This is a genomic window from uncultured Caulobacter sp. (assembly GCF_937900395.1).
Classification (GTDB): domain Bacteria; phylum Pseudomonadota; class Alphaproteobacteria; order Caulobacterales; family Caulobacteraceae; genus Caulobacter.
The window spans coordinates 1-22,379 of sequence record NZ_CALCDX010000232.1; the positions used below are offsets into that span (position 1 = coordinate 1).

Genomic DNA, 22,379 nt, shown 5'->3' on the forward strand with positions numbered 1-22,379 from the left:
GACCGCCACGCGGCGGTGGCCGACTCCGCCGAGGCCGAAGCCGGCTTCCACGCCGCGGCGGCGCGGATCGTTCGCAAGGGGTGATTTGAGGGAAGTTCCCCCCCCCCCGCGTGCGGGGGAGGTGGCCCAGAGGGCCGGAGGGGGCTAGCTGGACGCTCGCCGCGTTCGCCCCCTCAGTCGCGGACGCGACAGCTCCCCCGTATCATGGGGGAGCATCTTAATCCTAAGCCGCTTCGCTGATCTGCGCCGGGAACACGTCGTCCATGCGCAGGTAGCTGATCAGGCGGTTCTCGATCGAGATGATCGCCTGGAGATAGCGCAGCTCCTCGCCGACGTCCGGGGCCGGCTGCAGGCTGTCGCGCGGCACGGTGAAGGTTTCCGACACCGCGTCCACCAGGATGCCAGCCAGGCGGTCCTGGCACTCGACGACCACGATCACGTGGCGAGTCTCGGGGATGGTGACGCCCAGGCCCAGGCGGTTGCGCAGGTCGATGACCGGCATGATCGCGCCGCGAAGATTGATGACGCCGCGCAGATAGGCCGGGGCGTGGGGGATCGGGGTGGCCGGGGTCCAGCCGCGGATCTCGCGGACGGTCTTCACATCGATGCAGAATTCCTGCTCGCCGATGCAGAACGAGATCAGCTCCAGAGCAGGCGCGGTGTTGTCGGTCATAAGCGGTCCCCGGGAACGTAAGGCTTGGCTCCGGGGCCGCGCTTCGACGCGCTCCGGAACACCTTGCCAGTTAACCCTGCGCCGCCTTTAGCAAGCGTTAAGCCAAACGCGTTCGGGGCGCGCCCAAATGTCGCGGCTCAATAAAAACTGTCATCCCGGCCCCAGCGTAGCGGAGAGCCGGGACCCAGGGGCAAACGCGATGCGCCGGCTCCTGGGTCCCGGCTCGGCGCGCTTCGCGCTGGGCCGGGATGACAGCTTTTACGGCTCGGACAGGCCTTCGTCGCCATCATCGGCCAGATTGAACTCGTACCAGACGCCGTTGAGGACGCCGAAGGCGACGGCCAGGCCCAGGCCCAGGATCCAGGTGAAGTACCACATCGGTTCGTATCCTTCGGATCAGTAGAGGTCGGGGTTGGTGGACAGGGCGGCCGTGGTGCTGCGGCCCCACAGCACCTTGTAGACCCAGGCGGTGTAGAGCAGCACCAGCGGCAGGAAGACCACCGTCACGACCAGCATGACGAACAGGGTCAGGTGCGAGGACGAGGCGTTCCAGACCGTCAGGCTGGAGCGCGGATCGACCGAGCTGGGCAGGATGAACGGGAACATCGACAGGCCGACGGTCCCGATGATCCCCGCGGCCGAGGCCGAGGAGCCGGCGAACGCCATCCAGGCCGACTTGGCGCGCAGGCCCAGCAGCGCCAGGGCCGCGCCCGCAAAGCCCAGCACGGGGGCGACGATGGTCCAGCCGTGGCGGCCGTAGTTGTCGAGCCAGGCGCCCGGCGCCGACACCGCGGCGGCGCCGCGCAGCGGGTTCGACGGACCCGCCGCGTCGGCCAGGCCCTCGATCCGGAAGCCCATGCCGCCGAAGGCGACCCAGAAGCCGCCGGCGGCGAACAGCACGATGCTGGCCAGGCCGGCGATCTCGCCGATGCGGCGGGCGCGGTCGGTCACCGGGCCCTCCTCGCCCTTCACCGTGATCCAGGCCGCGCCGTGCAGCACCAGCATGGCGACCGACAGCAGGCCGCACAGCAGGGCGAACGGCGAGAACAGGCCCAGGAACGAGCCGTCATAGAACGCCCTCAGGTCGTCGTTCAGACGGAAGGGCGCGCCTTGCAGCACGTTGCCCAGGGCCACGCCGAAGCACAGCACCGGCACGAAGCCGCCGACGAACAGCGCCCAGTCCCAGAAGGACCGCCAGCGCGGGTCGGGCCGCTTGGAGCGGTACTTGAAGCCCACCGGCCGCAGGATCATGGCCGCCAGGACCACGAACATGGCCAGGTAGAAGCCCGAGAAACTGATGGCGTAGACGAACGGCCAGGCGGCGAAGATGGCGCCGCCGCCCAGGATGAACCACACTTGGTTGCCTTCCCAGGTCGCGCCGATGGTGTTGATCACCATCCGGCGTTCCTTGTCGGTCTTGGCGACGAAGGGCAGCAGGGCGCCGACGCCCATGTCGAAGCCGTCGGTGAGGGCGAAGCCGATCAGCAGGATGCCGACCAGGGCCCACCAGATGACGCGAAGCGTGGCGAAATCGACGGGGATATCCATGATTGTCGCTCCTCTTAGGCCACGGCCGGTTCAGGTTCGGGCGAACCGTCGGGCGCCGGCTCGTCATGCTTGGCGAAAGGCCCCTTCTTGATGGTCTTGAGGATCAGGCCGACCTCGACCACCGCCAGGGCGCCGTACAACAGGGTGAAGGCCGCGATGCTGGTCAGCAGCTGCGGAACGGTCAGGCTGGACGCGCTGAGGAAGGTCGGCAGCACGCCGTCCACCGCCCACGGCTGGCGACCGACCTCGGCCAGCACCCAGCCCAGCTCCGCCGACAGCCAGGGCAGCGGGATGGCCGCCACCGCCAGGATCAGGAACCACCGCGTCTCGTGCTTGCGCAGGGTGACCAGGACGAAGGCGGTGGCGAACAGGGCGATCATCAAGAAGCCGATGCCGGCCATGAGGCGGAAGGCCCAGAACATCACCGGCACCGGCGGCACCGTGTCCCAGGCCGCCTTCTGGATCATGTCCGGACTGGCCTGACGGGGATCGGCGACATAGCGCTTCAGCAGCAGGGCGTAGCCCAGGTCGCGCCGGTGTTGCTCGAAGGTGGCGCGGGCGGCCAGGTCCCGCGGATTGGCCTTCAGCGCCTCGACCGCGCCATAGGCGACCACGCCGGACTCGATGCGGTCCTGCGCCTTGGCGACCAGCTGGAAGATGCCTTCCACCGGCTGGTCGAAGCTGCGGGTGGCGATCAGGCCCAGCACATAGGGGATCTTGACCTCGTAGTGGGTCTTGCGCTCGGCCAGGCTGGGGACGCCGAAGGCGGTCAAGCCGGCCGGGGCGGGCTCCGTCTCCCACATGGCTTCCAGCGCCGCGAGCTTCATTTTCTGGTTGTCGGTCAGGGCGTAGCCGCTCTCGTCGCCCAGCACGACCACCGACAGCGATGACGCAAGACCAAAGGCGGCGGCCACGGTCATCGAGCGCTTGGCGACGCCGACGTACTTGCCCTTCAGCAGGTAGTAGGCCGAGATCCCCAGCACGAACACCGCGGCGATCACGTAGCCGGCGCTGACCGTGTGCACGAACTTGGCCTGGGCGACCGGGTTGAACAGCACGTCGCGGAAGCTCGCGACCTCCATCCGCATGGTGTCGGGGTTGAACACCGAGCCGATCGGGTTCTGCATCCAGCCGTTGGCGACCAGGATCCACAGGGCCGACAGGTTGGTGCCCAGCGCCACCATGAAGGTGACGAACAGGTGGCCGACGCGCGACAGCTTGTCCCAGCCAAAGAACATCAGGCCGACGAACGTCGCCTCCAGGAAGAAGGCCATCAGGCCCTCGATCGCCAGCGGCGCGCCGAAGATGTCGCCGACATAGTGCGAGTAGTAGGACCAGTTCATCCCGAACTGGAATTCCATGGTGATCCCGGTCGCTACGCCCAGCACGAAGTTGATGCCGAACAGCGTGCCCCAGAACCGCGTGACCGTGCGCCAGATGGGGCGCTTGGTCATCACATAGATGCTCTCCATGATCACCAGCATGAAGGAGAGCCCCAAGGTCAGGGGTACGAACAGAAAGTGGTAGAGGGCCGTCAGCGCGAACTGCAGTCGCGACAGGTCGATAACCGCGGGGTCCATGGACAACTCCGAGACAACGGTCGATACGCACGCCGACCAAGGGCAAGCCCTAGATCGGGCCGTTGCCCCGAACCTTGATCGTGATCAAGGCTCGGAAGCAACCTCAGCCTACACTCAAGCCATGGGTTCCCACATAGTACAGATTGTCCACCCCTCCGTTTCCAAGGCTTGGCTGAAGCGTCGTGACCGGACCGCCGGCCCCGCCCTGCGCCACGCTCGGGTCCTGGGCCTGCTGGACGGAGTGGCCGCGATCGGCTTCGCGGCGGGCCTCGCCCTCGGCGCCGACGCGATCGCCAACCATCGGGATCCCCTGATCTTTTCCGCCTGCCTGGCCGGCGTACTGGCGGCCATGCTGCTGCGCGCGCTGCTGGCCTACGCCAACGCCCGGGCCGGCGCGGAGGCCGCCGCCGGGGCCAAGGCCGGCCTGCGCGCGGAGCTGGCGCGATCCGTGTTCGGCGGCCCCCGCCGCTCGGCCGGCGAGGCGACCACCGCCCTGGTCGAGGGCGTCGAGGCGATGGACGGCTACTTCGCCCGCTTCCTGCCCACGCGGATGGCGGCGGCCGCCCTGCCCCTCCTGATGATCGCCGTCGCGGCCATCGCCAGCCCGATCTGCGCGGCCATCATGCTGGCCACCCTGATCCCTTTCATCGCCGCCATGATCCTGGCCGGGACCGCCGCCGCGGCCGAGGCCCGCGCCCAGTTCCAGGCCCTTGAACGACTTTCGGGCCTGTTCCTCGACCGCGTCCGCGCCCTGCCCGTGGTCCTGGCCTTCGAGGCCGAGGGAACGACCACCGCCGCCCTCTCCCGCTCGGCCTCGGCCCTGGCCGAACGGACGCTGAAGGTGCTGCGCGTGGCCTTCCTGTCCTCGGCGGCCCTGGAGTTCTTCGCCGCCCTGTCGGTGGCCCTGGTCGCGGTCTATTGCGGCTTCAACCTGCTGCGCCTGCTGCCCTTCCCCGTCCCCGAGCAGTTGGACCTGAAGCGCGCCTTCTTCGTGCTGGCCCTGGCGCCGGAGGTCTACGCCCCGATGCGGCGCCTCGCCGCCGCCTATCACGACCGCCAGGCCGCCGAGGCCGCCGCCGCGCGCCTGTCGACCTTCGAGGAGCCGGCCTCGGCCCCGGCCGTCGCTCCCCTGCCCGCCGCCCCGGCGATCCGCTTCGAGCGCGTGACGATCCGCTATCCCGAGGCCGACGTCCCGGCCGTGTCGGGCTTCGACCTCGACATCGCCCCGGGCGCGATCATCGCCCTGGTCGGCGCCAGCGGCGCGGGCAAGAGCTCGCTGCTGAACCTGCTGCTGGGCCTGTCGCCGCTCAGCGAAGGCCGCGTCCTGATCGACGGCGCCCCGCGCCCCATCACGGCGGCCGACGTCGCCTGGGCCGGCCAGTCGCCGCTGATCCTGCCCGCCTCGATCGCCGACAACATCGCCCTCTCCCGCCGGGACGCGTCCAGCGCCGAGATCGAGGCGGCCGCCCGCGACGCGGGCCTCGGTCCGGCCCTGGCCCAGCGCCCCGGCGGCCTGGACTTCGTCCTGGACGAGCGCGGCAGCGGCCTTTCCGGCGGCGAGCGACGGCGCCTGTCCCTGGCGCGCGCCCTGCTGAAGCCCGCCCCGATCCTGCTGCTGGACGAGCCGACCGCCAATCTCGACACCGCGGCCGAGGCCCAGATGCTGACGGCCTTGCGCCGCGCCGCCCAAGGGCGCACGACCTTGATCGCCACCCATTCCGAGGCCGTCGCGGCCCTGGCGGACAAGGTGGTGCGGCTGTGAAAAAGACCGTGTCCACGCCCCTCGACGACCTGATCCGAATCCAGAAGCGCGCCCACGCCGGCAATCTGCGCCTGGCGATCCTGAGCGCCGTCGTGGTCGGGGCGGCCTCGACCCTGCTGCTGGGCCTGTCGGGCTGGTTCATCGTCGCCAGCGCCGCCGCCGGCGCCGCGGGCCTCGCCGCCGCCCACGCCTTCAACGTGCTGCTGCCCAGCGCCGGCATCCGCCTGCTGGCCATCCTGCGCACCGCCGCCCGTTATGGAGAACGCCTGGCCGGACACGCCGCCGCCCTGCGGGCCCTGGCCGCCATCCGTCCGGCCATCTTCGCCAGCCTCGCGGCCGCCCCGCCAACCGAGTCCCTGGCCCTGTCGCGCGGCGAGGCCTCGGCCCGCCTGGTGCAGGACGTCGACGCCGTCGAGACCCGCTTCGTGCGCCTGTCCGCTCCCTGGAGCGCGGTCGCTGGCCTGGGCGCGGGCCTGTTCCTGACCGCCTTCGCCGGCTGGCTTCCCAGCCTGGTGATCCTGGCGGCCGCCGGGGCCGCGATCCTGTCGGCCCGGGCCCTGGCCCGCCGCTACTCCGCCCCCGCCCGCGCCGCCGTCCAGACCAAGGTCGGGGCCCTGAAGGACAGCGCCGCCGCCCTGGTTTCGGCCTCGGCCGAGCTGCGCGCCTACGGCCTGGAAGCCTGGGCCGGCGAGACCCTGAACCAGCGCGCCGCCGACCTGGAGGCCGCCCGCCTGACCGCCGCCCGCGCGCAAGGCCTGGTCCTGGCCAGCCAGGCGGCGATCCTGGGCGCGGCCGTCGCCGGCGCCATGGCCGCCGCCGCCCCGGCGGGCGCGCCGCTGGCCGCCCTGGCGGGCCTGGCCGCCGCCATGAGCGTCGAGGCCCTGGCCGGCCTCGCCCACGCCTTCGACCAGGACGGCGCGGCGCGCGAGGCCCGCGCCCGGCTGAACGCCCTGCTGCGCCACCAGCCGCGCGCCCCCGCCAACCCCCTGGCCGAAGCGCCTTCGCTGTCGCTCCTCGACCAGACCCTGCAGCCGGGCGAGCGGCTGGCGATCGTCGGCCCCTCGGGCTGCGGCAAGACCACCCTGGTCGAGACCCTGCTGGGCCTGCGGGCCACGCCCGCCCCCCTGCCCCGCGCCGCCCTCGCCTGGCTGCCGCAGGACGCCGGCCTGATCGCCGGAACCGTGCGCGAAAACCTGCGCCTGGCCGCGCCCCAAGCCAGCGACGCCGCGCTCTGGGAAGCCCTGGAGGACGCTGGCCTCGCCGATCGCGTCCGCGCCGCGCCGGGCGAGCTGGCGGCCTATCTCGGCGACGACGGCGAGCGGCTGTCGGGCGGCGAGCGCCGCCGCCTGGCCCTGGCCCGCGCCTATCTGCGCCCCGCGCCCTGGCTGCTGCTGGACGAGCCGACCGAGGGCCTGGACGCGGCGACCGAGGCCCGCGTGATCGAGGGCCTGGAGCGTCGCCTGGCGCGCACCGGCCAGGGTCTGGTGCTGATCAGCCACCGCCCCGCGCCGACCCGCCTCTGCGGCCGCGTGCTGCGCCTGGGCGAGGTTCGCGCGCACGAAAAAGGCCCGACGGTCGAGCCGCCGGGCCTTGTCGCAACGCTCTGAAGGCGCGCTTACTTCAGATTCACGCGGATATGAGTCGCGAAGAGCACGACGGCGAAAACGGCGAACGCCGCGATCACCATTCCCAGATAGACCGTTTGTCCGTCGGACATGAGCGTCTCCCTTGATTGAAGACAAGAGCTTGAGCATTCGCCGGACACGCCGCCTTGACCTGCCTCAAACCACGTCGCCTATAAGGGCCGCGTTTCCGTTGGAGTGCTTGCGCGGATGAAGCCCGCCCGAGGCCTGTCCTCGACCTTGTTCAGCGATCCCTCGCCCGCCGCCTATGTCACCGCCCTCCTGTCGGTTATGGCGACGGCTGTCGCGCGCCTGTACCTGCCGGAGGCTTTCACCGCGCCGTCGTCGTTCCTGCTGTTCGTGCCGGCGGTGTTGATCAGCGCCGCGCTGGGCGGCGTGGGTCCCGGCGTGTTCGCCACCACCTTCGCCTGGGCGGCGGTGTGGTGGGTGACGCGAGACATCCCGTTCAACCTGGTCAGCGGCATCTGCGCGGCGATCTTCCTGTCGGTCGGCTTTGGCATGGCCGTGGGCGGAGGCTGGTTCCACGCCACGCGTCGCCGGGCCGCGGCGGTCAACGACCACCTGCGCTCGGTCCTGGACACCGTGCCCGACGCCGTGGTCGTCATCGATCGCCAGGGCCTGATGACCTCGTTCAGCCCCGCCGCCGAGCGGATGTTTGGCTGGACCGCCGAGGAGGTGCTGGGCAAGAACATCAGCCTGCTGATGCCAGAGCCCTACAAGGCCCAGCACGACGGCTATCTCGAGCGTTACGCCCGCACCGGCGAGCGGCGGATCATCGGCTCGGGCCGCGTCGTCGTGGGCAGCCGCAAGGACGGCTCGACCTTCCCGATGGAGCTGGCGGTCGGCGAGACCAAGGGCCGCACGCCCTCGTTCACCGGATTCATCCGCGATCTGACGGAAAGCCAGGAGACCGAGACTCGCCTGCAGGAGCTGCAGAACGAGCTGGTCCACGTCTCGCGCCTGACGGCCATGGGCGAGATGGCCTCGACCCTGGCCCACGAGCTGAACCAGCCGCTGTCGGCCATCGCCAACCTGCTGACCGGCTCGCGCCGCCTGATGGACCGCGGCCGCGAGACCGACCAGGCCAAGATTCGCGACGCCATCGACCGCGCCGCCGCCCAGGCCCTGCGGGCCGGCGAGGTCATCCACCGCATGCGCGACTTCGTCCGCCGCGGCGCCAGCGAGCGCGACGCCGAGAGCCTCTCCAAGCTGATCGAGGAGGCCAGCGCCCTGGCCCTGATCGGCGAGAAGGAGCGCCAGGTCGACGTGCGGCTCAATCTTGATCCCAAGGCCGACGCGGTGTTCGCCGACCGGGTCCAGGTGCAGCAGGTGTTGCTGAACCTGATCCGCAACGGCATCGACGCCATGCAGGTTCAGGAGCCCAAGAAGCGCGCCTTGCTGATCAGCAGCGCCGTGACCGAGGAGGGCTGGTCGCAGGTCATCGTCGACGACACCGGCCCCGGCATCGCCGCCGAGGTGCTGGAGCGCCTGTTCCAGCCCTTCATGACCACCAAGCCGCAGGGCATGGGCGTGGGTCTGTCGATCTCGCGCTCGATCATCGAGGCGCACGGCGGCCGCATCTGGGCCGAGGCCAACCCGGCCGGCGGCGCCCGCTTCTGCTTCACCCTACCGCCCGCCCCGGAGACGGCGGAGACCAAGGAGACCGTCGATGAGTGACGCCCCCGTCGTGCATGTGGTCGATGACGACGAAAGCGCTCGCGATTCCCTGGCCTTCCTGCTGGAGTCCGCGGACTTCGAGGTCGTCACCTACGCCAGCGCGCCCGCCTTCCTGGAGGCGTTGGAGAGCGCCAGGCCCGGCGTGATCATCACCGACGTGCGCATGCCCGAGATGAGCGGCCAGGACCTGGTCGCGCGCCTCTCGACCTTGAAGGTCAAGATGCCGATCGTGATGATCACCGGCCATGGCGATATCCCCATGGCGGTGGAGGCCATGCGCTCGGGCGTCGTCGACTTCCTGGAGAAGCCGTTCTCGGAGTCGCGGATGCTCGACGCTCTGCAGCGGGCGTTCAAGTCGGTCGAGGCCGCGCCGGTCTCCACCGACCAGGCGGCGATCCTCAAGCGCATCGAGAGCCTGTCCGAGCGCGAGCGCCAGGTGCTGGACGGCGTGGTCGCCGGCCACGCCAACAAGGTGATCGCCCGCGAGCTGGGCATCAGCCCGCGCACCGTCGAGATCTACCGCGCCAAGCTGATGACCAAGATGCAGGCCGACAACCTGGCCGCCCTGGTGCGCATGACGCTGTCGGTGCGCGGCGGATAGGACGCGCCGGCGAGGCCGATCAGTGCTTCGCCAGCAGCGCCGCCAGCTCGCGGCCCAGCGAGTCGTCCAGGAGCGGCTTTTCCACGACGGTGACGTCCTTGACGCCCTGGCGCTGGAAGCGCTGGGCGTCGCTGGTCAGGACGATGGTCGAGCGACCGGGGATCGGCGTCGGCAGCGGCGCCGAGCCGTCGTCGATGATCACGCAGGCGGCGGCGCGGCAATCCAGGCACGACGAGCAGCTGTCGGCGCACGACGGCGCCGTCACGCTATAGCCCTCGGTCTCGAGGGAGAACCGCAACGCCTCGCGCAAGGGCTCGTCCGCAACGAGCAGAAGGATCAGGGGCCGGACGTCGCCGTCCGACAGGTCGGGCCGGTCGCACATGGGACAATTCTTCGCAGGCGGGCCGGCCCCTGGCTTTGATCCCGGTCAAACCGGATTTGTAAAGGGTCGCCGCATAAGGGGTTTCCCTTAGCGAGGCTTCCTTAGGCGGCCCCCCCGAATTTCGCGACTTTTGCTTTGGCGCAATAACCCTCGGGCAACTGGGGGTTTCCAATGCTGTCTCCGATCCGCACGCAAAGCTTCGAACCGGCCGTCCAACTCGATGGCGGTCTCGACGCCGTCCTCGCCATGCCCTGCGCCTGCCCGCGCTTCGCCCGCGACGAGGAGATCTTCGGGGAAGGCGAAACCGCCGACTACGTCTATCAGGTCGTCTCCGGCGCGGTCCGGACCTACCGCATCCTGCGCGACGGCCGTCGCCAGATCGACGAGTTCCACTTCGCCGGCGACTATTTCGGCCTGGAGCTGGGCGAGGCCCACCGCGTCACGGCCGAGGCCATGACCGACACCACCATCCGCATGATCCGCCGCGGCGCTCTCAGCGACCTGGCCGCCAAGCGCGGCGACGCCGCCCGCGCCATCCTGCGCCTGACCGCCGAAGGCCTGCAGCGCAGCCAGGACCACGTGCTGATGCTGGGCCGCCGCTCGGCCCAGGAGCGCGTCGCCGGCCTGCTGCTGGACATCGCCGAGCGCACCCGCGCCAAGGCCGAACTGGACGTGCCGATGAGCCGCCAGGACATGGCCGACTATCTGGGCCTGACGATCGAGACCGTTTCGCGCACCCTGACCAGCCTGCAGGACGAGGGCCTGATCGCCCTGCCGACCGTCCGCCACGTGGTGCTGCAGGACCGCCGCGCCCTGGAGCGGATGACGGCTTAGACGCCGCCTTCGTCGCTGCGCTCCAGCCCCGCGATCGTCGCCTCCCGCTCGGGCCCGACGTCGCTGACCGAGCGCAGCACCGTCTGGCGCAGGGCGTAGGCCAGCATGGCCGCCAGGATCAGGGCGTTCAGCACGAACGGCCCCCAGCCGATCTTCTCGTAGAGCAGCACGAACAGCGGCGCGACGACCACGTTCAGGCCGTTGATCGCCGCGATCGCGCCCGCGGCGCCGGCCTGGTCCTTGGCGTGGACCGACAGCGACGCGCCGGCCGTGAAGCCCGGTCGCGCAAAGCCATAGCCCAGGCAGGCGATCGCGTAGCCGATGGCCACCGCCGCGTAGTCCGGCGCGAAGGCCACCACCGCATTGCCCAGCACCGCCGCGCCCGCGCCCCAGCGCATCAGCTCGCGCGGGCCCATGCGGAACATCCGGATCAGGCCCCACTGAGCCAGCAGTCCGGCGATGGCCCCGGCCGCCATGGCCAGGGTGATGAAGCCCTGCGCCTTGACCGGCGGCAGGCCCAGCTTGTCGATGATGAGAAAGCCCAGGGTCTGGGTCTGGGCGGTCTGGCAGGCGGCGACCAGGAAGCCGTAGATCAGGAAGGGCTTCAGGCGCGGATCGCGCCACAGCGCCGCGCCCTCCCCGCGCCAGGGCAGGCCGGTCCTGCGACGCGGCGGAGTGTCGCCGCGGCCGGGCTTGAAGGTCTCGGGCAGGCCGCGCTTGACGACGACCAGCATGATCGCCGCGATCAGGGCGAAGGCGAACATCGGTCCGGCCAGGCCCACGACCGGCAGCACGAACAGCGGGGCCAGCAGCGGACCGACCACGGTGCCCAGACCGAAGGCCCCGGCGAGAGTCGCCATGGTCTGGGTGCGCTCCTCGCGGCTGGTGCGGTCGGCCATATAGGCCTGGGTGGCCGGATTGGCGGCCGAGCCCACGCCGCCGAACAGCGCCCGGCACAGCAGGAACAACACGAAGATCACCATCGGCGGCGCCAGGTGGTGCAGACCCGCCGACACCACCAGGGCGCACAGCAGCATCGAGATGCAGAAGCCCGAAAGTCCCAGCATGATCAGGGGCTTGCGGCCGCGCAGATCCGACTGGCGGGCCCACAGCGGCGAGGTGATCGCCCACAGCACCGCCGACAGCGAGAAGATGGCCGCGACCATGGCGTCGGGAATGCCGATCTGGCGGCCGATGGCGGGCAGAACGGACAACATGCCGTTGTTCCCCATCGCCGTCGCGACGGACACGCCAAACAGGATGGCGAACGGCGCCCGGTTGGCCCGGTTCTCTGATGTCTCCCCAGTCATCAAACAACCGTTAGACCCGCCTGCGCCCCCGCGCAACGTGTCGCGGCGGCGCGTCTCCGCCTTAATCGTCACGGCGGGAACCTTGGATTAAGCATTAACTCCGATGATGCGCGCTCAAACTCGGGGTCGGCTGCGCACCATGTTTCAGATCATCGGCATCGTCCTGCTGTTCGCCCTGGTGTTCGGCAGCTACCTGATGGGTGGCGGCAAGATGGACGTGATCCTGCACGCCGCGCCGCACGAACTGATGGCCATCCTGGGCGCCGGCATCGCGGCGTTCCTGATCTCGAACTCGATGACCGTGATCAAGGCCACGGCCGGCGGCTTCGGCAAGATCTTCGCCGGCCCCAAGTGGAAGGCCAGCGACTATCGCGACCTGCTGTCCCTGCTGTTCCTGCTGACCAAGACGATGAAGTCCAAGGGCGTCATCGCCCTGGAAAGCCACATCGAAAAGCCGCACGAGAGCAAGATCTTCGAGCGCTACCCGAAGATCACCCACGACCACTTCGCCGTCGACTTCATCTGCGACACCCTGCGGATGATGACCATGAACCTGGAGGATCCCCACCAGGTCGAGGACGCGATGGAAAAGCAGCTCGAGAAGCACCACCACGAGGCGCTCGAGCCCGCCCACGCCCTGCAGAGCATGGCCGACGCCCTTCCGGCCCTGGGCATCGTCGCCGCCGTGCTGGGCGTCATCAAGACCATGGGCTCGATCACCGAGCCGCCGGCCGTCCTGGGCGGCATGATCGGCGGCGCGCTGGTCGGCACCTTCCTGGGCGTGTTCATGGCCTACGGCCTGGTCGGCCCGATGGCCGCGCGCCTGCAGGCCGTCGTCAACGAGGACGCGGCCTTCTACAAGATCATCCAGGCCGTCCTCGTCGCCCACCTGCACGGCAACGCCGCCCAGATCTCGGTCGAGATCGGCCGCGGCAACGTCCCCTCGCCCGCCCAGCCCAGCTTCGCCGAGCTGGAAGAGGCGCTGCAGCAGATCCCGAATGAATAATGCGACACGTTCCGGCTCGCGCGTTTGCGCGGAGCCGTGAACGCGTTATCCCTTCACCCGAAGACGTCTGAAGACGCGCTCACTCGGAAGGGAAACCTCATGCGCACCACCATGCTCCGCAAGCTCATCATCGCCGGCGTCGCCGTGTCGGCCCTGTCGCTGGCCGCCTGCGGCAAGAAGGAAGAGGCCGAGGGTGACAGCGCCGCCGCCAAGGCCGCCGCCGCCGACGCCAGCACCGTGACCGAGGCCGCTTCGGCCCAGGACCAGGCCGCCGCCGACGCCAACAAGGAAGCCGCCGCCGCCGCCAACGCGCCGGTCGACCCGGCCGACGCCGCCGCCACGGGCGCCACCTCGACCACCGCCCCGGCCGACGCCTCGGCGACCGCCGCCGCCGACGCCAAGCCGGCCGAGAAGAAGGCCGCGCACTAAGCGATATGATCTCCGATCTCCCCGGCGCCACGGGTCGCGCTTCACGCGCCCGAGCGTAAACTCCTGCCGGGGCCCAGATCGAGCCCACGAGCGCCCTTCGTCGATCCACGGCGGAGGGCGCTTTTGCATCTGAAGCCCAGGATGAATCTGGGCCCCGGCATTCGCCGGGGAGGTCGGATGTGGGGAGCGAGTGACGAGCAGCCTTGACGCCCGCCCCGCCTCGGCGCTCTAGCAGCCGCATGGACCCCACCGCCCCTTCCAGCCCCCTCGTCTGGCGCGAGGACGGCCTGCCGCAGTCCAGCCTGTACGGCGACGTCTACTTCTCCAGCGTCGACGGCCTGGCCGAGACCCGGGCGGTGTTCTTGCAAGGCTGCGGGCTGCCGGAGCGCTTCGCCGGCCGAAACGACTTCGTCGTCGGCGAGCTGGGCTTCGGGTCGGGGCTGAACATCGCCGCCCTGCTGGACGTGTGGCGGCGCGAGAAGCCGGACGGCGCGCGGCTGCGCATCTTCTCCATCGAAGCCCATCCCCTGGAGCGCGACGAGGCCGCCCGGATCCTGGCCCACTGGCCCGAGCTGGGCGAGGCGGCGCAGGCCCTGCTGGACGCCTGGCCCGGCCGGGCGCGCGGCTTCCACCGCGTGGACCTGCCCGCCTTCGACGCGGTGCTGGACTTGGCCGTCATGGACGTGGTCGAGGCGCTGGAGGCCTGGGACGGCGCGGCCGACGCCTGGTTCCTGGACGGCTTCTCGCCCGCCCTGAACCCGGCCATGTGGCGCGAGGAGGTGCTGGCCGCCGTCGCCGCCCGAAGCGCGCCAGGCGCCCGCGCGGCGACCTTCACCGTGGCCGGCGCGGTGCGGCGCGGGCTGCAAGCCGCGGGCTTCGAGATCGCCAAGCGCCCCGGCTTCGGCCGCAAGCGCGAACGGCTGGAGGCCTGGCTTTCGGGCGAGCGGCCGGCCGTTCCGCGCCCCCAGAGCCTGGCGATCATCGGCGGCGGGATCGCCGGCGCGGCCCTGGCGCGGGCGGCGCGGGCCGAGGGCCTCGCCGTCACCGTGATCGACGACCCGGACGGCGTCGCCGCCTCGGGCAATCCGACCGGCCTCGTCACCCCCGCCCTCGACGCCGGCGGCGGCCCCCGCGCGGCGCTCTACGCCCAGGCCCTGGCGCGCGCGACGACGCTGTACGCCGCCACGCCCGACGCCGTCGTGGCCCAGGAGGTGCTGCAGTTGGCCAGCGCCGAGCGCGACGCCGGACGCTTCGCCGCCGTGGCGGAGCAGAACATCTTCGAGCCCGGGACTATGACGCCGCTCGATCCGGAGGCCGCCCACGCGCGGCTGGGCGCTTCGACGCCGGCCCTGGCGATGGCCGGCGCCCAGGTGGTCGCGCCGCCGACGATCCGCGCCGCTTGGATCGGCGAGACGCTGGCCGCCCACGTCGCCCGTCTGGAGCGCGACGGCCATGGCTGGCGGCTGCTGGACGCGACGGGCGCGCCGATCCTGCGCGCCGACGTCGTCGCCCTGGCCGGCGGCGCGGCGAGCCTGAGCCTAGATCCCACCCTGCCCCTTCGTCCCGTGCGCGGCCAGGCCAGCTGGACCACGGGCGTTGCGACCAAAGCCCCGGCGGCGTTCGGCGGCTATGCGATCCCCACCCGCGACGGCGTGCTGTTCGGCGCCACCCACGACCGCGACGAGACCGCGACGGACGTGCGGGGCGAAGACCACGCCCGCAACCTCGCCACCTTGGCCAAGGGCCTGCCGGACCTGGCCGCGCGGCTCGAAGGCAAGGCGTTCGAGGGCCGAGCGGCCGTGCGCGCCACCGTGCCCGACCACCTGCCCCTGGCCGGCGCGCGGGGGGACGACGTCTGGCTGCTGACGGGCCTGGGTTCGCGGGGTCTGTGCCTGGCGCCGCTGCTGGCCGAGCACGTGGTCGCGCGGCTGCTAGGTGTCCCGTCGCCCTTGCCGCGCCAATTGTCGCACCTGGTGAATCCGGCCCGTTTCGACTCGCCGCCCCAAGCCGCCGGCGTATAGTTCGGGCAAGCTTATCGGAACGGGGCCGGAGCCCTCAAACCGGCCACGTCGCGGCGGCCGCCGCCCTCTAGGCCCGCCGTACAGGACGTTCCCGACCCCATCGGGAGCGTCCTTTCGTTTTGCGGTCCAGGCATAGCTGGCAAAAAGAAAGGGCTGGCCTCGCGGCCAGCCCTTGGAAGTCTTCCGAGCGGAAAACTTAGAAGTTGATCGACACCGTCGAACGGCGGTTCAGCGGTTCCTTCACGCCATCGCCGGTGGCGACGGCCGGAGCGCTTTCACCCTTCCAGTCGACGGCCAGGGCCGTGGCGTTGACACCCATGCCCACCAGACCGTCGGCCACCGCCTTGGCGCGGCGTTCCGAGAGCTTGCGGTTGTAGGCGTCCGAGCCCGAGGTGTCGGTGTGGCCCGTGACGACGATGCGGGTCGCGCCGCCGCCCTTGGCGTAGTCGGCGGCCTGCTGGACCACCGCCTGGGCTTCCGTCGTCAGCACGTACTGATCGAACGGGAAGTAGACCACGAACTCACGCGACTCGTAGGCCGGCGCGGCCGGAGGCGGCGGCGGGGGCGGAGGCGGCGGAGGCGGCGGGGGAGGCGGCGGCGGGGGCGGAGGCGGCGGGGGCGGCGGCGGCGGCGGAGCGCCGAAGGTGTAGCGCAGGCCCAGGGTCACCGAGGTGTCCTTGTAGCGGCCCGAGAACGTGCCCACGTCGGTGATCGCGCCGCCGGCCGGACCGGCGTTCTGGGTCACCGAACCCCAGTCCAGCTTGCTGGTGCGCAGATAGCGGCCGGTCAGGTCCATCGACCAGTTGGTCGCGAAGTTCCAGCCCAGGCCGATGATGCCCTGCATGGCGAACGCCTGGTCGACGTCGTCGAAGCTGGTGTTCTGGTAGATCGCGCCGCCAGCCGGGACGCCCGACAGTTGGCCGTAGACCTTGTTGTGCACCCAGGCCGTACCGACGCCGGCGCCGATGAACGGGTTCAGGCTCGAGTTCGGGGCCATGTCGTAGATGACATTGGCCATCAGGGTCGAGGCCTTGAACTTGCCGTCGGGCTCACCGCAGGTCGCGGCGCTCGAGGTGCGGCCGACGCCGGCGGTGCAGAGACCGATCGGCTGGGCGCCGCCCGTGGTGCCGGTGCCGAAGCCGCCTTCGCCGCGGACGCTCTTGATGTCGCTCGGGCGGTAGCCGTACTCGGCTTCCACGCGCCAGTTCGGCGTGAACTTGTAACCCAGGCGACCGAAGGCGGCCCAGTCGTGGTCGCTGCCGAAGTTCCACTGATAGTTGTTGGTGGAGGTCGCCTTGACGTCGTCAGGCTCGTGATAGCCGACGTCCGCACCGACGTACCACCCGCTCGTGGCGCTCTGGGCCAGGGCGCCCGAGGCGGCGCTTAGCGCCACCGCAGCTACGCCGACCAGCAACCGCATGTTCATTGCTTTACCCTCTACTTTGGAATGTCGCGGTCCCGACATGTTCCCCGGGACCCAGGACGACAAACGCACTCGGAGCGGATTCGGGTGTTGCCCTAAGGACACAGAATGGGGCGAATTGTGAAATTAATGCGGCCCCACGCCACGATCCGGCAGCGCTTAGCTTGGCCGGAGAACTGCGCGCTCTTGTCGCAAGACTCTGAGATTGAAGGAAAAATCCGACTTACCCATACTCGGTTCCGGGGACGAGCGGAGTACGGTTGTGAGCATTGAACCTTTTCCTCTGGCCCCCGACGATTTTGCGTCGGTTTCCGGCGGCGAGACGCCGAACGCCTTCGTCAACGCCGACTCCCGCACCGGTATCGTGGCCGGCAAGACCAGCCTGACCATCGCCCAGGCCGCGTCCCAGCTGCTGCGCGGCGAGCCGGGCTGGTCCAATCAGCTGGAGAAGGCGGCGACGGTCACCTACGCCTATAGGGCCAATGCGCCGACGACGATGCCGGGCGACGCCTCCGGCTTCTCGACCTTCAACGCCGCCCAGATCGCCCAGGCCGAGAAGGCCCTGGCGGCCTGGGCGGATGTCGCCAACATCACCTTCGTGCGCGTGGGCGAGGGAACCTCGGGCGCGAGCGCCTACAGCGACAACGCCGCCATCCTGTTTGGCAATTACAGCTCCGGCCAGGACGGGGCGGCCGCCTTCGCCTTCTTTCCGGGCAACACTTCGCCCACGAACCGTTCCGGCGACATCTGGCTCAATTCCACCCTGAGCTACAACACCAGCCCCACGGGGACCAATTACGGCGGCATGGTCATCGTGCACGAGCTGGGCCATGCGATCGGCCTGGACCATCCGGGGGACTACGACGCCGCCGCCAACACCACCCTGACCTACGCCGCCAACGCCGGCTATTACGAGGACAGCCGCCAGTACACGGTGATGTCCTATTTCAGCGAGAGCAACACGGGGGGCGCCTTCAGCGGCGCCTACGCCTCCTCTCCCCTGCTGGACGACATCGCCGCCGCCCAGCTGGCCTATGGCGCCAACATGTCGACCCGCACCGGCGACACCGTCTACGGCTTCAACGCCAACGCCGGCCGCGACTGGTTCAGCGCGACCAGCGCCTCCAGCAAGCTGGTCTTCGCCGTCTGGGACGCGGGCGGAACCGACACCCTGGACTTCTCCGGCTACAAGGTCGCCCAGACCATCGACCTGCGCGGCGGCTACTTCTCCAGCGTCGGCGGCCTGACCGGCAATGTCGCCATCGCGCTCGGCGCGACGATCGAGAACGCTGTCGGCGGGACGGCCGCCGACATCATCAACGGCAACAACGCCGCCAACCGCATCACCGGCGGCCAGGGCAATGACACCCTGGACGGAGCTCTTGGCGCCGATACGGCGGTCTTCAGCGGCAAGGCCGCCGGCTACGCCGTCACCGCCCTTTCAACGGGCGCGTGGCAGGTCAAGGACAACGTCGGGACCGACGGGACCGACGTGGTCCTGAACATCGAGAGCCTGGTGTTCTCCGACAAGAGCCTGTCGCTGGTCGACAGCCGCGTCGCGACCGCCATGAGCAGCCTGCTGCGCCTGACCCCGCTGAGCGCCAGCGCCGAAAGCCTGGCCAAGAGTCTGGCGGCGGACATGGCGGGCGGCGCCAGCCACACCCAGGCCATCGCCAAGGTGATCACGGCGGCGGACTCGACCGCCAGCGTCGCGGTGATGTCGTACCAGTTCTTCACCGGCCGCACGCCGACCACCGCGGGCATGGACTATCTGATCGCGCCGGACGGCCCCAACGCCAACAATCTCAACAGCGCCTACTATCAGTCTTTCGACTACGGCAACCGCTACATCAACTTCGCGATGAACCTGGGCAAGGTCGGCGAAGGGGCGACGGCGTTCGCCGCGAGCTATGGCGCGCTGACCCTGACCGACGCGACGCGCAAGGCCTATTCGGCGATCTTCGGCCTCAATCCCACCGACCAGAAGGTGCGCGATCTGCTGGACGCCAGCTTCGTGCTGAACGGCCAGACCATGACCAGGGCCGACTACTTCGCCTATTACGGCCAGGACGGACTGAACGGCCAGGGGACCAAGGCCGCCATGGTCGGCTGGCTGCTGGGCGAGGCGGCCAAGGCCGACGTCGGCGTCTACGCCAAGTCGCTGGCGGCCTTCTACGCCGACGAACTGACCCGCGAGGTGTTCGGGGTCGACCTGATCGGGTCCTACGCCAAGCCGGAATACAATCTGACCTGAGGCGCGGCGCCTTGCGACCGACGCCGCCCGGACCTCAGAACCCGAGCGCCTTGAGGCGGTTGGACCATTTGACCTCGGAGGATCCGGCGGGGAGTGACGCGAAGTCGCCGTCGCGCCCCACGCGCATCGGCCCGCCGAAGATTTCCTTCGAGCGTCCCAGGAAGGGCCCTTCCAGCGCGCGCACCGGCAAGGGCGGGATCACGTGATAGAACAGCACGGCCTTGGCGCCCGCCGCCTTGGCCTCGCGCGCCACCGTCTCTGGCGGGGTGTGATAGGTCAGGATGTCCCTGAAGATGTGGGCGTAGTTGCCGCGGCCCGCCTGCTCGGCGACCGACTCCTGCATCGCCACCAGATTAGGCGCCAAGCCTTCGTGGACCAGAAGGTCGACGTTCCTGGACGCGCGGACAAGGCGCTCGGAAGGTCCCGTATCGCCGCTCACGACGACGCTGCGGCCCTTGTACTCGAAGCGATAGCCCACGGCCCCCTCCACCGGAGCATGGGCCACCGGAAAGGCCCAGACCTTCAGGTCGGGCTTCTCCAGCACGAGGACGTCCGGGCCGTCGGCGGCGGCTGAGAAGACATGAGGTTCTCCCCCGAACCCCGAGGGCGGGACCACCGCCGCGCCGTGATGGGCGATGCGGTATCCGCGGTCGGGAGCGTAGGCCGCCTCGAAGCCGTCCACCACGCCCTCCAGCCCCGGCGGACCATAGATCGGCATCGGCGCGCGCGCCGCGCCGCCAGCCCAGTGCTGCAGCATCAGCTCGCCCAGGTCGGCGATATGGTCGGAATGATAGTGGGTGATGAAGGTGGCCGCGACCGAGGCCGGCGGCAGGTTCATCAGCAGAAGGTTGCGCGTCGAGCCGGATCCGGAGTCGACCACGAAAAGATCGCGCCCCGCGACCACGGCCACGCAGGGGCCGGCTCGCGTGGGATCCGGCATCGGCGAGCCTGAACCGCAAAGACCGACGTGCAGGCCGTCGGGCAGGCTCGCCAGGGGATCTTCAGCCAGGGCCAGGGCATAGGCCTGACGCATGCCGACCAGCGCCAGCCGATCACGAAAAAGCCATGCGCCGCCGAGGCCAATGACGACGACCAAGCCCAGCGCGCCCAGCCCGATCCAAAGTCCGCGCATCCTCGCCTCCTCCTCTTTTGGCCATAGAGGAACATAATGGCACGCACAGTGCCAATAAAATCCGCGATAGGGTGAAGGCTTCTCCCCGCGGCGCCCGCCGTCATGATCGCGAGCACCTATTGACAGTCTTGATGTCAATAGATGTCATTCAGGTCCGGTCTCTCGGAGCTCACGCCCGTGTCCATGCGCACCCTGATCCTGAAAAGCGCGACGACGCTCCTGACCAGCCCCATGCGCCGCCGCATGGCCCGCGATGGCGCGGCCCTGGCCGCTCGCCTGCGCGGCGAACGCCCAACCGTCCGGTACTTTCATCAGGCCGACGACCCCTATTCGCATCTGGCCGCGCAGATGCTGCCGCGCTTGCGGGCCCGCTACGCGGCGGAGATCGAGGTCCATCTGGCCCCGCCCCCCGAGGACTCCGCCGCGCCCGACCGCGAACGGTTGCGAGGCTATGGCTTGCGCGACGCCGTCCGGCTGGCGCGGGCGCACGGCCTGGAATTTCCGTCCAACCCCGCCCTGCCCGCGCCGGAAGCGGTCTTGCGCTTGCAGGCCATCCTGGCGGACGCGCTGGACCGCGACCGCTTCGACGCGACCGCCGCGGCGGCGGGGAACGCGCTGTGGTCGGGCGACATGCGCGCGCTGGAGGCGATGGCCGCCCTGAACGGCGCCGCCGAGCCTGGCCTCGCCGACCAGAGTCTCGCCGCTGGCGAGGCCACGCGCCGACGCCTGGGCCACTATCTGGGCGGCATGTTTCACTTCGAGGGCGAATGGTTCTGGGGCGTCGACCGCCTCGGCTGGCTCGAGCGTCGCCTGGCGGACCGCGGCCTGGACCGAGAGCCCGGCGCCCGACCGCTAGCGCCGGCGCTGGAGCCGACCCTCGACGCGCCGCCGGCCGGATCGCCGCCGACCCTCGAGGTCTGGTTCTCGTTCCGCAGCCCTTATTCTTGGCTTGTCATGCCCCGCATCCGGCGACTGGCCCGCGCCTATGGCGCACCGCTCGAACTCCGCCCCATTCTGCCGATGGTCATGCGAGGCCTGGCCGTTCCGCGGATCAAGACCCTCTACATCGCCTTGGACAGCAAGCGAGAAGCCGAACGCCTTGGCCTGCCTTTCGGCGCGATCGTGGACCCGGTCGGCGCCGGCGCCGAGCGCGCTCTGGCCGTCCTGCATCACGCCATTCCGCTGGGCCTGGGTCAGGAATTCGCCGAACTGGGCCTGAAGGCCGCCTTCGCCGATGGGATCGCCCTGGCCGAGGACAAGGGCTTGTTCGACGTCGCGCGCCGCGCGGGACTGACCGACGCCCAGACCACCGCCGCCCTCGCCGACGATACCTGGCGAACCCGCGTGGAAGGCAATCGCGCCGCGCTCCTCGACGCGGGCCTCTGGGGAGTCCCCGCCTTTCGAGTCAGCGGCGGCCCCGCGCACTGGGGGCAGGATCGCCTATGGATGCTGGAGCAAGACATCCGCGACGCCCTGAACCCAGCGCCCGCCGGGCCGAAGTCCGGTCGTCGAACGTCGCGAGCCGACGGCTCGTGAACCCTGAAAAGAAAGGAGAAGGATGGTGGACGCGACAGGGATTGAACCTGTGACCCCTACGATGTCAACGTAGTGCTCTCCCGCTGAGCTACGCGTCCGCCGAAGCGATCCGAAGCGTCTTCGAGAAGACGTCCCGGCCGGGAAGGTGTGGGGGTATAGCGGCGGCTTGGCCGGCGCGCAAGCCGCCCCAAAACTTTTTTCGAGCGGTTTTTTAGGCGGCCATCATCTTCTCCACCTCGGCGACCAGGTCGCGCAGGTGGACCGGCTTGGACAGCACCTTGGAGCCGGCCGGCGCGCGGTCTTGCGCCGACAGGGCCACGGCGGCGAAGCCGGTGATGAACATGATGCGCAGGCCGGGATCGCGGGCGGCGGCCTGGCGGGCCACCTCGATGCCGTCCATGCCCGGCATAACGATGTCGGTCAGCAGCAAGTCCCAGTTGGTGTCGAGGTGCTGGACGGCTTCCTCGCCGTCCGCGCAGGCCGTCACTTCGAACCCGGCGCGTTCCAGGGCGCGGGCCAGGAAGCCGCGGAGGGAGTCGTCGTCTTCGGCGAGGAGGATGCGGGCCAT

At 70.2% G+C, this 22,379-nt stretch carries 20 protein-coding genes and 1 tRNA gene; 10 read left to right on the plus strand and 11 right to left on the minus strand.

The window, feature by feature from the left end; genetic code table 11:
- Positions 1-223 precede the first annotated feature (223 nt).
- The 4 genes from Q0379_RS20715 to Q0379_RS20730 form a co-directional block, all read right to left on the minus strand.
- Positions 224-673, minus strand: coding sequence for a chemotaxis protein CheW (locus tag Q0379_RS20715; RefSeq protein WP_099536703.1), 450 nt, complete (start codon positions 671-673; stop codon positions 224-226).
- 258 nt (positions 674-931) lie between these two features.
- Complete coding sequence (cydX, locus tag Q0379_RS20720; RefSeq protein ID WP_013080671.1) at positions 932-1,051, minus strand: cytochrome bd-I oxidase subunit CydX; 120 nt, start codon at positions 1,049-1,051, stop codon at positions 932-934.
- An 18-nt stretch (positions 1,052-1,069) separates the two neighbouring features.
- Positions 1,070-2,221: a cytochrome d ubiquinol oxidase subunit II gene (gene cydB / locus Q0379_RS20725; RefSeq protein ID WP_299016234.1), complete on the minus strand. Its 1,152-nt coding sequence runs from the start codon at positions 2,219-2,221 to the stop codon at positions 1,070-1,072.
- A gap of 14 nt (positions 2,222-2,235) precedes the next feature.
- Entirely contained in the window at positions 2,236-3,801 is a 1,566-nt protein-coding gene (locus Q0379_RS20730; RefSeq protein ID WP_299016237.1) for a cytochrome ubiquinol oxidase subunit I, read from the minus strand.
- A gap of 121 nt (positions 3,802-3,922) precedes the next feature.
- Between Q0379_RS20730 and cydD the strand changes: the two genes are divergently transcribed.
- Complete coding sequence (gene cydD, locus Q0379_RS20735) at positions 3,923-5,563, plus strand: thiol reductant ABC exporter subunit CydD (protein ID WP_299016241.1); 1,641 nt, start codon at positions 3,923-3,925, stop codon at positions 5,561-5,563.
- Positions 5,560-7,170, plus strand: a complete 1,611-nt coding sequence (locus Q0379_RS20740; RefSeq protein WP_299016244.1) for an ATP-binding cassette domain-containing protein — start codon at positions 5,560-5,562, stop codon at positions 7,168-7,170. Before cydD ends, Q0379_RS20740 begins: the two co-directional genes overlap by 4 nt.
- Before the next feature lie 8 nt (positions 7,171-7,178).
- Here Q0379_RS20740 and Q0379_RS20745 read toward each other — a convergent pair whose 3' ends face one another.
- Positions 7,179-7,280, minus strand: coding sequence for a hypothetical protein (locus Q0379_RS20745; protein WP_299016247.1), 102 nt, complete (start codon positions 7,278-7,280; stop codon positions 7,179-7,181).
- A gap of 115 nt (positions 7,281-7,395) precedes the next feature.
- Here Q0379_RS20745 and Q0379_RS20750 point away from each other — a divergent pair, with 115 nt between their 5' ends.
- Positions 7,396-8,883, plus strand: a complete 1,488-nt coding sequence (locus Q0379_RS20750; RefSeq protein WP_299016249.1) for a PAS domain S-box protein — start codon at positions 7,396-7,398, stop codon at positions 8,881-8,883.
- Positions 8,876-9,484, plus strand: coding sequence for a response regulator FixJ (gene fixJ / locus Q0379_RS20755; protein WP_299016251.1), 609 nt, complete (start codon positions 8,876-8,878; stop codon positions 9,482-9,484). Before Q0379_RS20750 ends, fixJ begins: the two co-directional genes overlap by 8 nt.
- Before the next feature lie 19 nt (positions 9,485-9,503).
- Here the strand turns inward: fixJ and Q0379_RS20760 are convergent, their stop codons facing one another.
- On the minus strand, positions 9,504-9,866 hold the full coding sequence (locus Q0379_RS20760) for a nucleoside transporter (RefSeq protein WP_299016253.1): 363 nt from the start codon (positions 9,864-9,866) through the stop codon (positions 9,504-9,506).
- Positions 9,867-10,037: 171 nt separating this feature from the next.
- Here Q0379_RS20760 and Q0379_RS20765 point away from each other — a divergent pair, with 171 nt between their 5' ends.
- Complete coding sequence (locus Q0379_RS20765) at positions 10,038-10,700, plus strand: helix-turn-helix domain-containing protein (RefSeq protein WP_066686189.1); 663 nt, start codon at positions 10,038-10,040, stop codon at positions 10,698-10,700.
- On the opposite strand, the gene Q0379_RS20770 is transcribed toward Q0379_RS20765, so the two are convergent.
- The gene (locus Q0379_RS20770; RefSeq protein ID WP_299016261.1) at positions 10,697-12,010 is read right to left on the minus strand and encodes an MFS transporter; all 1,314 of its coding nucleotides are present in this window, start codon (positions 12,008-12,010) and stop codon (positions 10,697-10,699) included. The genes Q0379_RS20765 and Q0379_RS20770 overlap by 4 nt on opposite strands.
- A 139-nt stretch (positions 12,011-12,149) precedes the next feature.
- Between Q0379_RS20770 and motA the strand changes: the two genes are divergently transcribed.
- The 3 genes from motA (at position 12,150) to mnmC (ending at position 15,466) form a co-directional block, all read left to right on the plus strand.
- Positions 12,150-13,016, plus strand: a complete 867-nt coding sequence (motA, locus tag Q0379_RS20775; RefSeq protein ID WP_066686191.1) for a flagellar motor stator protein MotA — start codon at positions 12,150-12,152, stop codon at positions 13,014-13,016.
- Between the two features lie 99 nt (positions 13,017-13,115).
- Positions 13,116-13,445, plus strand: a complete 330-nt coding sequence (locus tag Q0379_RS20780) for a hypothetical protein (RefSeq protein ID WP_299016266.1) — start codon at positions 13,116-13,118, stop codon at positions 13,443-13,445.
- Positions 13,446-13,684: 239 nt separating this feature from the next.
- Entirely contained in the window at positions 13,685-15,466 is a 1,782-nt protein-coding gene (mnmC, locus tag Q0379_RS20785) for an FAD-dependent 5-carboxymethylaminomethyl-2-thiouridine(34) oxidoreductase MnmC (RefSeq protein WP_299016269.1), read from the plus strand.
- 196 nt (positions 15,467-15,662) lie between these two features.
- Here mnmC and Q0379_RS20790 read toward each other — a convergent pair whose 3' ends face one another.
- On the minus strand, positions 15,663-16,892 hold the full coding sequence (locus Q0379_RS20790; RefSeq protein ID WP_299016271.1) for an OmpA family protein: 1,230 nt from the start codon (positions 16,890-16,892) through the stop codon (positions 15,663-15,665).
- A 259-nt stretch (positions 16,893-17,151) separates the two neighbouring features.
- On the opposite strand from Q0379_RS20790, the gene Q0379_RS20795 reads away from it, so the two are divergent.
- Complete coding sequence (locus tag Q0379_RS20795) at positions 17,152-19,143, plus strand: M10 family metallopeptidase (protein ID WP_299016273.1); 1,992 nt, start codon at positions 17,152-17,154, stop codon at positions 19,141-19,143.
- Positions 19,144-19,177: 34 nt separating this feature from the next.
- Here Q0379_RS20795 and Q0379_RS20800 read toward each other — a convergent pair whose 3' ends face one another.
- A complete protein-coding gene (locus Q0379_RS20800) occupies positions 19,178-20,275 on the minus strand; it encodes an MBL fold metallo-hydrolase (protein WP_299016275.1) in 1,098 nt (365 codons plus the stop codon).
- A gap of 183 nt (positions 20,276-20,458) precedes the next feature.
- On the opposite strand from Q0379_RS20800, the gene Q0379_RS20805 reads away from it, so the two are divergent.
- Positions 20,459-21,811, plus strand: a complete 1,353-nt coding sequence (locus Q0379_RS20805) for a DsbA family protein (protein ID WP_299016283.1) — start codon at positions 20,459-20,461, stop codon at positions 21,809-21,811.
- A 23-nt stretch (positions 21,812-21,834) separates the two neighbouring features.
- Here Q0379_RS20805 and Q0379_RS20810 read toward each other — a convergent pair.
- Both Q0379_RS20810 and cpdR read right to left on the minus strand, forming a co-directional pair.
- Positions 21,835-21,909: transfer RNA gene (locus tag Q0379_RS20810), tRNA-Val, on the minus strand.
- A gap of 113 nt (positions 21,910-22,022) precedes the next feature.
- Positions 22,023-22,379 (minus strand): cell cycle two-component system response regulator CpdR, encoded by a 357-nt coding sequence (cpdR, locus tag Q0379_RS20815; protein ID WP_066681226.1) that lies wholly within the window; start codon positions 22,377-22,379, stop codon positions 22,023-22,025.

Bases quoted from the DNA above. Each gene is read 5' to 3' on its own strand.
- Q0379_RS20805 (WP_299016283.1), top strand. From the start codon at position 20,459: ATGCGCACCCTGATCCTGAAAAGCGCGACGACGCTCCTGACCAGCCCC.
- mnmC (WP_299016269.1), top strand. From the start codon at position 13,685: ATGGACCCCACCGCCCCTTCCAGCCCCCTCGTCTGGCGCGAGGACGGC.
- Q0379_RS20770 (WP_299016261.1), bottom strand. From the start codon at position 12,010: ATGACTGGGGAGACATCAGAGAACCGGGCCAACCGGGCGCCGTTCGCC.
- Q0379_RS20750 (WP_299016249.1), top strand. From the start codon at position 7,396: ATGAAGCCCGCCCGAGGCCTGTCCTCGACCTTGTTCAGCGATCCCTCG.
- cydX (WP_013080671.1), bottom strand. From the start codon at position 1,051: ATGTGGTACTTCACCTGGATCCTGGGCCTGGGCCTGGCCGTCGCCTTC.
- Q0379_RS20745 (WP_299016247.1), bottom strand. From the start codon at position 7,280: ATGTCCGACGGACAAACGGTCTATCTGGGAATGGTGATCGCGGCGTTC.
- cydB (WP_299016234.1), bottom strand. From the start codon at position 2,221: ATGGATATCCCCGTCGATTTCGCCACGCTTCGCGTCATCTGGTGGGCC.
- Q0379_RS20715 (WP_099536703.1), bottom strand. From the start codon at position 673: ATGACCGACAACACCGCGCCTGCTCTGGAGCTGATCTCGTTCTGCATC.
- Q0379_RS20780 (WP_299016266.1), top strand. From the start codon at position 13,116: ATGCGCACCACCATGCTCCGCAAGCTCATCATCGCCGGCGTCGCCGTG.
- motA (WP_066686191.1), top strand. From the start codon at position 12,150: ATGTTTCAGATCATCGGCATCGTCCTGCTGTTCGCCCTGGTGTTCGGC.
- Q0379_RS20765 (WP_066686189.1), top strand. From the start codon at position 10,038: ATGCTGTCTCCGATCCGCACGCAAAGCTTCGAACCGGCCGTCCAACTC.
- cpdR (WP_066681226.1), bottom strand. From the start codon at position 22,379: ATGGCCCGCATCCTCCTCGCCGAAGACGACGACTCCCTCCGCGGCTTC.
- Q0379_RS20800 (WP_299016275.1), bottom strand. From the start codon at position 20,275: ATGCGCGGACTTTGGATCGGGCTGGGCGCGCTGGGCTTGGTCGTCGTC.
- Q0379_RS20730 (WP_299016237.1), bottom strand. From the start codon at position 3,801: ATGGACCCCGCGGTTATCGACCTGTCGCGACTGCAGTTCGCGCTGACG.
- Q0379_RS20760 (WP_299016253.1), bottom strand. From the start codon at position 9,866: ATGTGCGACCGGCCCGACCTGTCGGACGGCGACGTCCGGCCCCTGATC.
- cydD (WP_299016241.1), top strand. From the start codon at position 3,923: ATGGGTTCCCACATAGTACAGATTGTCCACCCCTCCGTTTCCAAGGCT.
- Q0379_RS20790 (WP_299016271.1), bottom strand. From the start codon at position 16,892: ATGAACATGCGGTTGCTGGTCGGCGTAGCTGCGGTGGCGCTAAGCGCC.
- fixJ (WP_299016251.1), top strand. From the start codon at position 8,876: ATGAGTGACGCCCCCGTCGTGCATGTGGTCGATGACGACGAAAGCGCT.